A 15438-nucleotide genomic window follows, 5' to 3' on the forward strand; every position below is an offset into this window, starting at 1 on the left:
AGGCGGGAAAAACCCGCCTCTACAGAGTTATGAAAACCACTATCATTCAATCACTTAACTTCTGAATTCATGGATTTCATCATTCTGTGCAACTCCACATAAAATTGCTATTTCTTAGGTTCTTAAATTGCTGATAAAAATCAGACAGTGGGTTCCTGGTATTCGACTCCTCGTTTACTATGACGGGAATCAGCAACAATAGGATAAACAATGCTGCGTAACCGATTAATCGCACCGATAGGACGATGCACTGCTAGACCATTCCCTGGAGAAAAACTGAGATTTTCCCCAAAGTCATTTTCTAGGGGAGAATCAACCTGCTGATGCTTAACTGTCAGACGACCAATTGTAAAGAAGGGTGATTCTTCTTCATTCCAAGGAATGGTGGTATCATCAATGGACATTTCTGGTTTAGTTTGAAATTGGATTTGAAAATCCCAAGTATACTCAGCATCAGGCTTTGCTAAAGCTTGAATGATATCCTCCCGGTAGTAGTTATCCTCTGAACCTAAAGCTTTGGCTTTTCTTAGTTCACTTTCTGGTCTGGACTCAAGAGGAAGTGGTTGATGAGGTGGTTGACTGGAAACTGGAGTAAATGCATATTTAATCACAACTGGATATTCCACAGGAACTCGACCTGGTTTGTAGGGATCAAAATCAGATTTGAGTCCTATGGAATACGCCGAAGCACTCCAATAGCGTTCTATCAGCAAAGTCTTGGGAAACCGTTTGAAACTAGTTTTTAAAAGATTGAATTCGTAGGGATGCAAGTTTAGCCATAAAAGCACTAGCAACTTAAAAAGTGGAAACAACCCTGCTCGATAAATCGCCAAGAAAAAGCCGTAGAAGTCTTTAATGGTTCTCACAAAAAAGAGTTCTGTATTGTGGACAATAATATCTTGGGTTTTTAACTCGTGACTTTGTGGTAGTCGTTCTCCTTCTACCCCTATGACTTTGACAGCCATAGAGCGCGTATCTCCTTCATAATCACCCTTGACTGAGAACGCACCACTTGCAAATCGTAGCCAAACTGGATATTGTTTCGGTTGGGCAAATAAACCTTGTTTTAGGGAAATTGCTTGCAGTTGAGCTTCAGTTAATGAGGCGTGTTTGCTCAATTCTTGCTTAATTGCTGCTTCATTAAAGTCAAAGATTTCTAGAGTACCTTGAACAGCCGCGTGGGTTTTTGAGTGAGTATCTCTCTTGGCAATTTTTTTCTTTTCACCTCCGTAGAGGTTGTCCATGTTCTTTTTGACTAGCTCACTCATGAGAGCGCAATATTTTGCTTCGTCTTTTTCTGGGTATTCGGTAAATAGTTTCATGTTTTCACCAGTAAATGTCAGAATTGTGGCGATCGCTTGTTTGCAAGAGCGATCGCACTAAAAGCGGATACGGAATATCTCCTAGAGATCAAAAGTAACTTTGTACTTCTTGTCTGATGGAGGAACGTTACGATTCACTAAATCTGAGACAGTGTTGGTATTTTGAAGAATTTCCCAACCCACAGGAGAAAAAGTCTCTTTATTGAAAATATTGGGTGATAGTAAAGGATTCGTTAGTGCCTGAGAGAAGGCATCAATCCCAATTAAGCGGGCAACTAAGGAAGGGATAGTTGAATTTTGCCGCCCATCCTCAGCGTAGAGTCCCACAAAGAACTCAATCTTATCAACATGACCATATAATTCTTTGAGTTTCTCTTGAGCAAATTCATTACCAGTAATTTGCTCAAACCTCGTCACTCTAGGGAAACCACACATTTGGCGATAATCATTGTAGCTTGCTAATTGCAGTTGCCGTCCCAGTTTAATTGAGGGTAACTCGGTTAACTCAACCAATATATCAGGGGTATTGAATAAACCAATTTTTGTCCCTGGTTGAGAACAAGTTTCTTCCATCAATGCCCCTAAACCTTTGTCAATAAACAGCTTATTGTTCCAGAGAGATTTAGCAATATGCATTGGTTGACCATCATAGTTAAAGGTTTCTGGAATCGCACTATGCCAGCGATAAACAAAGTCAAACTCAATCGCCATATGATTGGGACGGTGCCAACTTTCTTTAGTAAAAGCTTCAGGATCAGCAAATAACTTAAAGTGATAAGGAGTGATGTGGTTAATGTACTCTTCCATGATGATTTTGAGAATTATCGCCATGAGAATATTTCTCGATGTTTGGAAGAGGCGTTCATCATCCCAATCTGGATAATTGCTGGCTAAGACATCACAAAGACGATTATGTTCCCGAAGACAGAGAGTATTGAGCATGACATAGCCAATTTGCACATTGGCTCGTTCTACTCCCATCGCAAACATATATTGTTTTTTATCTACGGGCTGTCTTTTCTCATCATTGATAGGTTCATAAAGTCCTTCAAATTGAGGGTCAGCTATACCTTGTTCTGCATCAGCATAATAAAATAAGGGATAATCTTCTTCTACCCCATCTTGGCGTTTAAGTTTTTGAGTTTTTAATTTACCTCCTTGAAAACTTCTTAAAAGATGTGTTTGTTTCCTGGTTAAACCATAGACATTACACAAATCAATTTCATGGTTGGAAGTATTTTTTAATTTGTTGTGGTGATCAAGACGGAGAAAACTATCAGTAAACCACTGCACCCAATAGGGAAACAGCATAGTTGATTTGTTAGAATAAATTGTTTTACCATCTCTTTTACGGAACAAAACAGCCAAGTCTTCAACTTTAGGTAAATTACCTTCAGAGTTTAACTTTGGATCGGGTGGTAGATGTCTTCCTGTATAAGTGCGATCATTGAGGGATTCCCAGGAAGTATAAGTATCGGTTTTTTTAGGAATGTTAGTACCAGGAATATGCTCATCTAAGGTCATCGTACTGTAGGGATTAGGACGAGTAGGAATTTTGTAGATGAGACTATTAAGCAGAGCTTTGTTAACTTTACGTTTTAGAGATTCATTGCTTTGAAGAAGTTCCCAAATGCCTTTAAAGTTTGTTAAAACAAATGTCTGAAGCTTGTTATTCAACCCATCTTTAGATGTGTCTCTTTTTGCAGTCATAATTATTTTTACCTTTTTTTAAAACTGACGTATTCAATTTACACTGAATTCTCTGATTTTAGGAAGTCGGCGTTAAAAAATCCACCTATGTGAGACAATGTAAATTCCTCGAATGCCTTATAAATAAGTCATTTCAGAGTTTTTACAAAACTAAACATACATTGGTTTTATCGTGCCGACTTACTTACTTACCTAAGTTCATTCAACTTAATCTAGTTTGGAGATAATCTTTTGTAGATTCTTGGGTCGATAGTCCTTGCGCTTTTGCAGACGGTTGATCGCGCTTTCATGAATATCTTCAATCACATCGCTGACCTCACGAAGCTTGATTCCTGCAAATTTAAAGAATCCAACATTGTTATTAAAGTCACATTCATAATTGGGGTTAATGCCTGTGGGAATCACACTTGGATCGAGGTCAAGTCCCAATCCTAGATTCTCGATGGAATCAATCATCCACTGTAAGGCAGTATCTGATAATCCACTGTGTTCTTCCGTTCCACCACCGACGCAACCGTGTTCTCCTGGAAACCACTTTTGAATTACCCGCTGGTTTTCAGCCTCAGGATGTTTTTTCATGGGAGTGACATCAAAGATTTCCCGGATTTCGTCGATTGCCATTGCGTGCAGTGCATTCTCAACCAATTTGTTTAAAGTAGTGTCATGGAATCTGTACCGCTGATTCAGAAGCTCGTGCAACGTCTTAAAGGCAGGCATTCCAGGAATACCAAGAGCGCCAACGGTGTCAAAACAACCAAGCAAGGTGATAGGGACACGATCACCATAAGTTTGACGGTATTCCGTTGCTACCTTATCCTTGGGTTTAATACCTCGGTTACGGTAAAGCTCGTAAGCTTCATGTGCTTTTGTGACATGGGGGCGCTCTAGGAGACCGGAGCAATAGATCATCCCCGCTAAACTCCTAACTGTGTAAGCACCGCGACTAAAGCCGAAAAGATAAATTTCGTCACCAGGAACATAGTTGAGGCTAAGAAATCGGTAGCCATCTTCTATATTTCTATCGATTCCTAATCCGGTAGCTCCACCTAAAATTCTTTGACTTTCGGTGCCAATGCCCTCATCATAGAACACGATTTGTGCAACCCCGTCACTGGCAATTGGTTTCACAGATTGAGCCAGCTTAACCACATTGCTTGGGTAAGGACTCGTTAACTGTTGCCAAGTTCCATCACAACAAATAACTAGACGTTTCATAGTACTCTTTCAAAGCCTTTGATTAATTAAATGGGTGTTTCATCAAAATGCGGGTTCTTCATCCTCTAACAGGATTTTAGATTTTGGATTGACCTCACGGATAAATCCGGGGGCTTGAGGATTTTGGATGCAAGGATTTCGGATTGATTCCCCGGATAACTCCCCTTGCTCTGTACCATCAAGTATTGGTCATAGAGTCATAATAATGGTTTTTAAGGCTATTTTCCTAAGAATACTCAGTTTATTAACTTGTGTGATGGTGCAAGAAATACTATATGGTAAAGAAATGATGCCATTGTCACGCGATCGCATTTGAGATAGTTTAATGAGTTTGGTACTCGCTCATACAACTAAATGAGGCAAATATCCCTTGACCAGAAAAATTTTAACTGGACTTAATTCACAAACCTACGAACACCCCTTTGACCGGCAAGCTTTAGCTTCTTTACAAAAAATGCCGGGAATTTCTCCCCTACTCAAAAAAATTAACGAATATAGTATTGATCGTTTACTAAGATTACAAAGCCTTGGTAGTGAAATTAGAGTCACAAATCGTAATTTTCCTAAATTATATGCAGCATTGGTAGAAACTTGCCAAATTCTTGATGTTGCTCCATTGCCTGAATTGTATCTATTTCGAGGTACAGGTTACATTCAAACTTACGTTATTGGTGTAGAAAAACCCTTGATTGGCATTAATTTAGAGGCAATGGAATGGTTAAATGCAGATGAATTACTTTATGTTTTAGGATACGAAGTTGCTCGGATTAAGAGTCAACATATGATATATTATCAAATGGCAATTGTGATGCCAATTTTAAAAAATTTATTGAGTAGCACTACATTAGGGATTGGTGGCTTAGTTGCCAGTGGAGTCGAACTAGCTTTATATAATTGGGTGATGATGGCCAAGTTAACTGCTGATCGCGCTGGTTTATTAGCGTGTCAAGATATTAATATAGCCACAACTGCATTGATGAAACTTGCAGGTTTACCCAATGAATACTTGACGGATAATGTCATTGAAGATTTTATCATTCAGTCGCGTGAATTTGGAACTCATAGCTTTGATAGCTTGGATAATGTGACAAAAATATTAAGCTATACAGAACATAAACTTTCTTGGATAGTGATGCGAACTGGGGAATTATTAAAATGGGTTGATTCTGGTGAATATGATCAATTGATTCAGGAAGATTCAAAATCAAAAGCGCCCGAAGAAGATAATCCACAAAAAGAGGGTTGGAATTTTTTATCTTCTTGGTAAGAAGATACCCGACTTTTTAGAGAAGTCGGATATATGAGCCTTTTGATTTGGGAAAATCAAATAGAACTTTTATATAGTGATCAAAATGTAGGATTATGTTGATAATCCCAACATTTATCATCACGCCAAACTTTTCCAGTAGACAGACATTTGTCTTGTTTAATACCAGGAATTGAGGTAGGGTGAATAGTGTTTAAGCTGGATGTAACATACGAGATCATGAAAGAACCTGTATAGAAACCACCACAGATTAAAGTTCCAAAAAAAAATGTAAAGCTGACAAATTTAACAGCAGCGATAAGAGAATATTTGCCTTGTCTTCCATAGGAACGATAGCGCATAAATTTCCTTTGTGTGGTGTTTGTGGCAGATAACACCTTGGGAATGCTTAGGCGCGGATAATTAGGACTTACAAAATTATTTATGGCAGAAAATTGCAGATATTTCTGTTAGCTGCTAACTACGTATAGCGGGCATTGGTGACAAGTTGAGGAAAAGGAGAAATTGTCAAGCGAGGAATTTGCGAGGATCAAAAATCAGCCAAAACCAAACGTTAAGTTAATTATCGAGGGTCTGACCAGTTTTTTTCTTTAATTCTCTGAAAGCCTCTTGACAAAAGACTTACAGGCTTAACTTATCACCAATAGACATCTCCGAAAAAGATGGTAGAGACGTTCCATGGAACGTCTCTACAAGGGTTTCAGGCTACGCATATTTAATTTCTGGAGATGTCTAATGCATCTAACCTAAAAAAAATCGCTCTCCAAACTTGGGGAAATTCATAATGAAATGAGTATAGGAGGCATTGATTAGGGTAATGCCTCCAAAATAAACCAGTATTTCAGTTTTATGAAAAATTATGAAAAATCAGAATGTGGATGCTAACTCAGGAGTAAAAAGACAAGGTGAAACTTTTTGAAGCAGATGGCAAAGTATCTTTGTATATCTCACTCTCAAGCATCAATTAGTAAGTTACAGGAGATTACGGCTGCACGAAGATGAAGTCTTGCTGCATATTTATTTGACTCTTACCAACATCTTGGATAACAGCAATTAGATCATTGTTATATAAAATACTTGTATCCTTAATGTTGGTACTACCTAATCCAAAATAGCTTTCTATGAGCGTATAGTTACCAGCTTGAACCTGAATTTTATCTACACCCACTTGCCAATCAGAAATAATGCCGTAGCTGTTACCAGTGTTGTAATAAAATACTTTATTTTCGTTGCCTAAGACGAATGTGTCGCTGCCAGTACCACCGAGGAGGGTGTCTTTTTCGTTCGATGAACCCCCATAACCTATTAGAACATCACTACCCCCTCCACCGATGAGGGTATCATTACCTCCATAACCATATAAAGTGTTGTTAACGCTGTTACCTGCGATTTTGTTGTTCAGTTCGTTACCAGCACCCGCCGTGACAGTGCCTAATAATTCCAGGTTTTCTACATGGGCTGATAATTGATAAGTATTAAATAATGGTCCACCACCGACTGACAACCTAACTGTATCAATTCCTTGATTCGCCAGTTCGGTAACGGTGTCATAAGATTTTATGAAATCGTCAGCACTCGCGTATTCAAATGTGTCTACATAATAGATGTCATTACCAGTGCCGCCAACTAAGGTATCTAAACCCCCTCCACCAATGAGAGTATCATTACCTCCATTACCATATAAAGTATTTTTAACGCTGTTGCCTGTGATTTTGTTGTTCAGTTCGTTACCAGCACCCGCCGTGACAGTGCCGAATAATTCCAGGTTTTCTACATGGGCTGATAATTGATAAGTATTAAATAATGGGCCACCACCGACTGACAACCTAACTGTATCAATTCCTTGATTCGCCAGTTCGGTAACGGTGTCATAAGATTTCATGAAATCGTCAGGATTGGCGTATTCAAATGTGTCTACATAATAGATGTCATTACCAGTGCCGCCAACTAAGGTATCTAAACCCCCTCCACCGATGAGAGTATCATTACCTCCATTACCATATAAAGTATTTTTAACGCTGTTGCCTGTGATTTTGTTGTTCAGTTCGTTACCAGCACCCGCCGTGACAGTGCCGAATAATTCCAGGTTTTCTACATGGGCTGATAATTGATAAGTATTAAATAATGGGCCACCACCGACTGACAACCTAACTGTATCAATTCCTTGATTCGCCAGTTCGGTAACGGTGTCATAAGATTTCATGAAATCGTCAGGATTGGCGTATTCAAATGTGTCTACATAATAGATGTCATCACCAGTGCCGCCAATTAGGGTATCTAAACCCCCTCCACCGATGAGGGTATCATTATTAGCACCACCGTAGATAGTATCTTTACCACCCTCTCCATAGAGGGTATCGTTACCCAATCCTCCATAAATGGTGTCATTTCCCCCTCGACCGTACACAACATCGTTTCCGCCCAAAGCATCAATAATGTCATTACCAGAAGTAAGAATAATTAAATCGTTTCCATTTGTAGGTGCCATGTCTGTATTCTCCTGTTGAGATTTTTGTGAGTTAATTGTGAGAGCAACTATTGTTGGGTTGGCGCTTTTAGGTTTTCCCTAGTGTTGTGCCGTCCCTTTGCTCGATAGTTATAAGTTACTTGAAAGAAGCATTGGCACACATCGTATAAATGTCACGATACATCCATTACATTTGTCATGACAGTTAGGTGAAATTAAAACAGTTGATAACTTGCTTTCCGGTTCTCTCTATCTGGACTATGAATCTACATCTTCATGGGGAGAAGAAGATGCTCTTAAAAAAGGTAGAGATGTCGTTAATAAAGGTGGTGTCGCTTTTTTACTGGTTGATGCCAGTATTATAAAGTCTCAATCTTCCATTATTAACTATCCAGATCACTGGGTTAGCTTACTCGGTAATGTCAGCATTAGGAGTGATAACTTTAAATTCAATATCTATACTTGGGGAGAAGAGCGTACTTTTGACAAGAACGAAGAGGCCTTTGAAGATTTAATGTGGGGTGTAGTCACCGCTTACTAGGGGTTTAAAAATTTAGGTTCTACCGCTCCCCTTATGATGGTTTCAGCAATTAAAGAGCCAAAAACCGTTACTCTGCCTGGATTTGAGGTTTAAATATTTTAGAGACACAGCGATTGCCTCTGGCACTGCGCTCCGCGCAATCGCTATATTTTGTTGCTCAAATCCAGGTACAGTAATGGTTATGGCTGCAAAAGGGGGATGTTTTAGCGTCAAGGGAGCGGTAGAGCCATAAAATACAGAGATTAATAGTAAAACTATTGTGGGGCGGGCATCCTGCCCGCCATTATGTATCTCACTCAGATGAAATGTGCTGTAATTAACTAAAAAACCTTTCCACACATCTGACAAACATCTCCACACCCATGACTAAAGCTGTTTCATCAAAATCAAACCGGGGATGATGATGAGGATAATTTAATTTTTTCTCGGCATTTGCAGAACCTAAAAAGAAATAACAACCAGGAACTTCTTGCAGAAAAAATGACATATCTTCACCACCCATGGTTTGGCATTCGGGAACAATACCAAGGGGAGTTTCTATGACTTCTGCGGCTACAGAACGGACTAATTCTGCTATTTGTGGATGATTAATTACAGGTGGATAAAGATGGATATAATCAAATTCATAACTTGCACCATGACTTTGGCAAATTCCCGCAATAATCTGCTCAATTCTTTGTTTAAAAAAGTCTGCTAAATCAGGATTAAAATATCTGACAGTACCACCCATTCTGGCAGTATCAGCAATGACATTTACAGCCGAGCCGGCATGAAGTTCCCCAATTGTCACTACGGCTGAATCAATGGGGTTAACGTTGCGTGAGACAATCGTTTGCAAAGCGTTGACTATTTGGGCAGCTACTACAATAGAATCAATGGTTTGTTGAGGTATTGCACCATGTCCACCTTTGCCGAAAATGGTGCAACGAAATAATTCTACAGCTGCCATTAAAGCACCTGCACGGACTCCCACTGTTCCCAAGGGTAAATTATTCCATAGATGTAAACCGATAATGGCATCAACATCAGGATTTTTGAGTACCCCTGCTTCTATCATCGGTTTTGCACCACCTGGCCCTTCTTCTGCGGGTTGGAAGATGATTTTTACGGTTCCTGAGAAGTCTTGACGATGGTGGTGGAGGTAGTATGCTGTTCCTAGAGCGATCGCAGTATGTCCGTCATGTCCACAAGCGTGCATCACCCCATCATGCTGGGAACAATAGGGAACTTCATTCTCTTCTAGAATTGGTAAAGCATCCATATCAGCTCGAATCGCTAAAACTTTACCATTCCCAGATTTTGCACCTTTAATAATAGCAACAATGCCAGTTTCAGCAATCTCGGTTTGATGTTCAATTCCCCAACTTTGCAGCTTTTGGGAAATAAACTCAGCCGTGATTTTTTCTTGAAAACCTAACTCTGGCTTTTGATGTATGCGTCGTCGCCATTCTACCAATTGCGGTTGTAATGAGCGAATTTCTAACCGCACATTAGTTAAATTTACAGTGGATGAATTAGGAAAGGTAGAAACCATAATTGCTAATGGGTAATGGGTGATTAGTGATTGGGAAATATCTTTCTACAACCCCAAAGTTTCCCAATCTAAATTAGATGCAATTTGAGCGAGTTGATCCAAATCAGAGGGATTCTCTAAATAGGGTAAACAACCCAAAACAGGTATATATGTAAATGAGCGAATTAAATCGGGTGGTGTTAAGTCAGCAATTTCTTGTTCAGTTCTGGATTGTGTACAATTAAGAACAATACCTTGTAAATTAATCTTTTTTTCTCTAGCTAATGCTACATTAGCCACGGCTTGTGCGATCGCTCCCAATCTCACAGGTACAACCAACAGCGTTGGTAATCGCCATTCACCCGCTAAATCAGCTACTGTCAATTCATCAGTAATCGGTGAACCTAAACCACCTAAAGCTTCAACCAACACAAAATCCCGCCGCTTTTGTAAATCTAGCAAAGCCTTCCAAACAATTCCTAAATCAACAAAGCGATTTTCCTTAGCCGCAGCGATGGGTGGGGCTAAAGGTGCTTGAAAATACAAAGGAGTAATTTCTTCTGGAGACTGTTCTAGTGTAAACAGACTTTGGTATAGTTCTCTGTCTCCCTCCCCCGATTGAATCGGTTTCATGATCCCCAAGCTGCGGTGGGGGTAATATTTCTGCAAATAAGCAGCTAAGGCTGTTGTCAAAACAGTTTTACCAGCCTCAGTATCAGTTCCTGTAATTAGTAGTGTGTTTAACAATTTTTTTGCGAATAATTACTGTTTATAATTGACGTTGATCCTGGCAATTTTTCCAAAAAGAACCTTTGACATCAATTCACTTAATTAAAGCTACAAATGAATCTCCTTCCGCAGCAGAGCGTCCGAGCGTCTGTCCTCCAGTTGTATCAATTTTAAAGTGAAACGGTAAGCTAATAATCATTCAAATTGCATCCCTGTGTCTCCCCTTCTGGAGCGTAAGAGCGTCTTTCTTAGGCTAGGGATTATGCAACTTAAAGACGGATTAGCTGATGACGGGGAGAGGGCTATAAAACCCTGACTGCATCTCTCATTGAGTTGCACAGGTTTCAGATGGAATTTCAAACAAGAAACGCTTTCCGCGTCCCCGTGTCTTTTCTTCATTTAATGCCGGGACTATCCATAATTTAGCCTAAAATCCAGGTGTGGGAGTTTCCGTGGGTGTGGGAGTTTCCGTGGGTGTGGGAGTTTCTGTGGGTGTGGGAGTTTCTGTGGGTGTGGGAGTTTCTGTGGGTGTGGGAGTTTCTGTGGGTGTGGGAGTTTCTGTGGGTGTGGGAGTTTCTGTGGGTGTTGGTGTAGGATTAATGGCGTTTTCTAAAGCAACAATCAAAGTATAGTCACTGAAAGTAACTCCCTCAGCCAGACTTAACTGAATAGTATATCTACCATTATTCTGCAATACTTCTTGAGATAGATTATTAAGGGGTTGACCATTGGGTGCTAATACAGATAGCACAATGCTACTTTCTTGATCAACAGTAACACTTAATATTTGCCCAGCCTTACCCACAAAACTATACTTAAGAATTTGATTTTCTTGGATAGAATCTTCTACTTTAGCTGGATTAGATGGGTCTAATTGGAGACGTTTATTCAATACAACAGGTTTAGTAATGGTAGGTGTAGGTGTAGGTGCAAAAATTGTACCACCAGTAATCACCGGGGAAGGAAAATCTTGTGGCGTTTTGATTGCTTCCGGTGGTGTCTTAGACTGATTGCGGAAGGAATTTACCACTGCCCAAGAACCGAATCCCGCTAAAATAACTACAGCACTACCGATAGCCCCAATTGCCAATGGACTATCTAAGATAGAACTAGTTTGCTTAGGTGAAATTACAGGCTCAGGTTTCTTAGATGGTTGTAATATGGGGTCAGGACGACGACCAACAGCGACAGTCTGCACATAGGATAAATTGGGCTGAGGGATATGGGGCTGATTTAGCGATTGCAATGCTGATCGTACTTCCGCCGCACTTTGATAGCGATCGCCTGGAATATAACTCAACATTCGTTGCAAAACCTCAGCAAATCGGGGCTGAACTTGTACCCACTTTTGCCAATTCCAAGTTAGTTGTGTTTCGTCAAATAAATCTGCTGGTTCTTTCCCAGTCAGTAAAACTATCGCCGTCACTGCCAGTGCATACAGGTCACTATTAGGATAAGCTCGTCCTGATTGCATTTGCTCACTAGGAGAATAGCCTAATTTACCCACAGTAGTCGCTGGAGTCTTAGTTGGGGAGTGTAGCGTTGCTAGTTCTTTCACTACCCCAAAATCAATTAATACAGGTTTGGTGTCACTATCCCGTAAAATCAAATTATCAGGCGAAATATCTCGGTGAATAATTCCCAAACCGTGCAGATGCTCTAATACTGGCAACAAAGCCTGTAGTAACTCTAACACTTCTGCCTCTGTGAAAGTTTTACCTACAGCTTGGCGTTCAGCTAACAGCATTTGGTAAGTTTTACCTGAAACGTAATCCTGTACCAAAAAAAAGCGTTGGTCTTGTTCAAATTTTTCCCTAAACTTGGGGATTTGAGGATGCTCGATTTGATATAGGGTCGCTGCTTCTCGCTGAAACAGTTCCTGCGCTTTCTGTCCTGCGTAAACTCCCGTAGCCGTGAGCATCAATTCCTTAATGGCGCACAGTTCGTTAAAACGCCTATGGTCTTCTGCAAGATAGGTTCTACCAAATCCCCCCTGTCCCAGGACGTGAATTATCCGGTAACGATTTTGCAGGATAGTACCAACTGTAATGGGTGCTTGCATGATCGATATATGAATATATTGAATTTAAAAGCAACTGAGCTATAGCAATCCTAATTTGATTTGTGAGAAATGTTTTCTTCAGGAGTCTGCAATTATCTGAACTATAATCAACATTCAGAAACTTCCTCTGTCAGGATGCGTCAAAAATAGGGGACGCTCTCATTTAGGGTACTGTGCCTTAAGAAATATCAGCAACCTCAGCCAGATTTTCTGCTCTGACTCGCGCCACAGGCCACATCTGTAGTTATGTCCACGATATCTCAATACAAATTCTCAAACTTTATCAATTTGGCGCTAGTATCATAAGATAGTGAATTGCAACGTTGATTTTTACTCAAAGGTGTTCTACTGCCTGAGAGCAAATTTAAATATGATTTTATATTCTGTAAATAATTTTTTTCTCAGTTATAAAAGAAGCAGGTAGAATAAGTAATCTACCATACCAAATTTTCAAATATTGGGCGGTCTACCTCCTCCCAAAAAAACTTGGAACTCTGAAGCTATTGGCAAGAATGGAGATCAGTAAAATCCTCAGTGGTGCTTTTCCCAGAAGAACTAGAAAATTAGTGAATGTAATTCTATGGAGAAATATTGCTTTCTTTGTATGAAAGCTTCAACAAAACTTACGTATGTTTTGTTTAGTCTTATGTCGGTTAAATCTGCTAAATTTCTGATGATAATATTGCCATGAATGCACATCGAGGATCTGCTGTGCTTACTTCCGCAAGTTTAAAAATGGAACCAGCCGCAACAGGAATGACTGAAAATCATCGTCTGCGTCTGTTTTCTGGGTCTGCCAATTTACAACTATCTCAAGAAGTTTCTCGTTACCTGGGAATGGAATTGGGACCAATGATTCGCAAAAGATTTGCGGACGGGGAACTTTATGTTCAAATCCAAGAATCGATTCGCGGTTGTGATGTCTATTTAGTCCAGCCAAGCTGTCAACCAGTTAACGACCACTTGATGGAATTACTGATTATGATTGATGCCTGTCGTCGGGCTTCCGCACGACAGATCACAGCAGTACTTCCATACTATGGTTATGCTCGTGCCGACCGCAAAACCGCCGGACGAGAATCAATCACTGCCAAGCTAGTTGCTAACTTAATCACTGAAGCAGGTGCTAACCGCATTCTGGCCATGGATTTGCACGCAGCGCAAATTCAGGGCTATTTTGATATTCCTTTTGATCATGTTTATGGTTCCCCCGTTTTACTAGATTATTTAGCGAGTAAAGCACTACACGATATTGTAGTTGTTTCCCCGGATGTTGGTGGTGTAGCACGGGCTAGGGCATTTGCCAAAAAGCTGAATGATGCACCATTGGCAATTATTGACAAACGTCGTCAGGCTCACAATGTGGCTGAAGTTTTGAACGTCATCGGTGATGTCAGAGGCAAAACAGCCGTGTTGGTAGATGACATGATTGATACTGGTGGCACAATTGCCGAAGGGGCTAGGTTGCTGCGGGCTGAAGGTGCAAGTCAGGTATATGCCTGTGCAACTCATGCAGTATTCTCTCCACCTGCAATTGAGCGATTGTCAAGTGGGTTGTTTGAAGAAGTGATAGTCACCAATACCATTCCCATCCCAGAAAAAAATCGTTTTCCGCAACTTGTAGTGCTTTCAGTTGCGAATCTGCTTGGAGAAGCCATCTGGCGAATTCACGAAGATAGCTCATTAAGTAGTTTATTTCGTTAATCTACAAAAAACATCCTCTTTAAGGAGTAAATATGAAGGATGAAATTTTCTAATTTTTATCCTTCATTTTTTATATGCTGCCAAAATTTCTAACTCTGTCACTACTCGTTCTAATTCTTCCACCAAGGAAGTCGCTTTGGTCTGCTTAAAGGCATCCACTAACGCGCGATAATACCAAAGTGTACCTTGTCTTCCACCTTGAAACCTTTCCCAAAGTGATTCACCTACCACTCGATAGTCTTTAAGAATGGATTGGGCATTATAAAGTTTATCCGACGTAGAAACAAGCAACACTGAGGGGGAAGCGGAGGAAATATGGGCAATGTATGTTTCTTTACGTTGTTTCCAAGGGGGTTTGGGTATAGTGTCTGCGTCTGTACAACCATCAACAATAGCTGTGACATTATCTCCAAAGCGACGATTAATTTCTGCTCTGGTGGCTGCACCGCCTTGGTCTTCTATGGCATCATGTAATAAGGCTGCGATCGCTTCGTCTTCGTTTGCACCATGTTCTAAGGCTATGCTGGCTACTCCTAGTAAATGGGCAATATAGGGAACTCCTGAACCTTTTCTCACTTGTTTACCGTGGAGTTCGTGTGCGTAGGTAAGGGCTTGGGTAAAGCGTTCTGATAGCATTTTTAGTTAGAGGAGGGAATTATCTGGAATTACCAAGTTTATTGTCTGTTGAGTTGGTTGATTTGTAAGAAATGAGGCAGAGCCTCTGGATAGCATTCCTAGTCAGAGACTAGGAACGAGGGTTAATTAACAGTAGCCAAAAAGCTAACAATTACTAACAATTATCTACTTATGCTTGCAGCCAATGTCATATTGTCTGTAACAATGTTGGGTTGTTCGGTGTAAAATATAATCATGCTACTAGGATTCAAGACTCAATTGAAGGTCAACAA

Annotated in this window: 13 protein-coding genes; 4 read left to right on the forward strand and 9 right to left on the reverse strand. The window is 40.2% G+C overall.

All coding sequences use genetic code 11. The annotated features are described in order from the left end of the window. Positions 1–140: 140 nt before the first annotated feature. From H6G68_RS22995 to H6G68_RS23005, 3 genes are all read right to left on the reverse strand, one after another. Complete coding sequence (locus tag H6G68_RS22995) at positions 141–1322, reverse strand: catalase family protein (RefSeq protein ID WP_190908731.1); 1182 nt, start codon at positions 1320–1322, stop codon at positions 141–143. 81 nt (positions 1323–1403) lie between these two features. Beyond that, entirely contained in the window at positions 1404–3032 is a 1629-nt protein-coding gene (locus H6G68_RS23000; protein ID WP_190908732.1) for a peroxidase family protein, read from the reverse strand. 207 nt (positions 3033–3239) lie between these two features. Beyond that, positions 3240–4247 carry a DUF2235 domain-containing protein gene (locus H6G68_RS23005; RefSeq protein WP_190908733.1) on the reverse strand — a complete coding sequence of 336 codons (1008 nt, stop codon included), beginning with the start codon at positions 4245–4247 and terminating at the stop codon, positions 3240–3242. Between the two features lie 127 nt (positions 4248–4374). Between H6G68_RS23005 and H6G68_RS27375 the strand changes: the two genes are divergently transcribed. Both H6G68_RS27375 and H6G68_RS23015 read left to right on the forward strand, forming a co-directional pair. Further along, complete coding sequence (locus tag H6G68_RS27375) at positions 4375–4563, forward strand: hypothetical protein (protein WP_242045364.1); 189 nt, start codon at positions 4375–4377, stop codon at positions 4561–4563. Positions 4564–4617: 54 nt separating this feature from the next. Continuing rightward, positions 4618–5514 (forward strand): M48 family metallopeptidase, encoded by an 897-nt coding sequence (locus tag H6G68_RS23015; RefSeq protein ID WP_190908734.1) that lies wholly within the window; start codon positions 4618–4620, stop codon positions 5512–5514. An 80-nt stretch (positions 5515–5594) separates the two neighbouring features. Here H6G68_RS23015 and H6G68_RS23020 read toward each other — a convergent pair whose 3' ends face one another. Together H6G68_RS23020 and H6G68_RS27710 are read right to left on the reverse strand one after the other, a co-directional pair. Beyond that, positions 5595–5855, reverse strand: a complete 261-nt coding sequence (locus H6G68_RS23020; RefSeq protein ID WP_127055797.1) for a hypothetical protein — start codon at positions 5853–5855, stop codon at positions 5595–5597. A 641-nt stretch (positions 5856–6496) separates the two neighbouring features. Beyond that, positions 6497–8002 (reverse strand): calcium-binding protein, encoded by a 1506-nt coding sequence (locus tag H6G68_RS27710; RefSeq protein ID WP_190908735.1) that lies wholly within the window; start codon positions 8000–8002, stop codon positions 6497–6499. A gap of 211 nt (positions 8003–8213) precedes the next feature. On the opposite strand from H6G68_RS27710, the gene H6G68_RS23030 reads away from it, so the two are divergent. After that, positions 8214–8522 carry a hypothetical protein gene (locus H6G68_RS23030; RefSeq protein WP_190908736.1) on the forward strand — a complete coding sequence of 103 codons (309 nt, stop codon included), beginning with the start codon at positions 8214–8216 and terminating at the stop codon, positions 8520–8522. A 316-nt stretch (positions 8523–8838) separates the two neighbouring features. Here the strand turns inward: H6G68_RS23030 and H6G68_RS23035 are convergent, their stop codons facing one another. The 3 genes from H6G68_RS23035 to H6G68_RS23045 form a co-directional block, all read right to left on the reverse strand. Further along, entirely contained in the window at positions 8839–10056 is a 1218-nt protein-coding gene (locus H6G68_RS23035; protein WP_190908737.1) for a M20 metallopeptidase family protein, read from the reverse strand. A 45-nt stretch (positions 10057–10101) separates the two neighbouring features. Continuing rightward, the gene (gene bioD / locus H6G68_RS23040) at positions 10102–10782 is read right to left on the reverse strand and encodes a dethiobiotin synthase (protein WP_190908738.1); all 681 of its coding nucleotides are present in this window, start codon (positions 10780–10782) and stop codon (positions 10102–10104) included. Between the two features lie 409 nt (positions 10783–11191). Further along, the gene (locus H6G68_RS23045; protein WP_190908739.1) at positions 11192–12826 is read right to left on the reverse strand and encodes a serine/threonine-protein kinase; all 1635 of its coding nucleotides are present in this window, start codon (positions 12824–12826) and stop codon (positions 11192–11194) included. A gap of 687 nt (positions 12827–13513) precedes the next feature. On the opposite strand from H6G68_RS23045, the gene H6G68_RS23050 reads away from it, so the two are divergent. Further along, positions 13514–14530 (forward strand): ribose-phosphate pyrophosphokinase, encoded by a 1017-nt coding sequence (locus H6G68_RS23050; RefSeq protein WP_127055800.1) that lies wholly within the window; start codon positions 13514–13516, stop codon positions 14528–14530. A gap of 63 nt (positions 14531–14593) precedes the next feature. Here the strand turns inward: H6G68_RS23050 and H6G68_RS23055 are convergent, their stop codons facing one another. After that, entirely contained in the window at positions 14594–15166 is a 573-nt protein-coding gene (locus tag H6G68_RS23055; protein WP_190908740.1) for an HD domain-containing protein, read from the reverse strand. Between the last annotated feature and the right edge of the window lie 272 nt (positions 15167–15438).

The sequence above is a fragment of the Anabaena catenula FACHB-362 genome, assembly GCF_014698735.1.
GTDB classification, from domain to species: domain Bacteria; phylum Cyanobacteriota; class Cyanobacteriia; order Cyanobacteriales; family Nostocaceae; genus Anabaena; species Anabaena variabilis_A.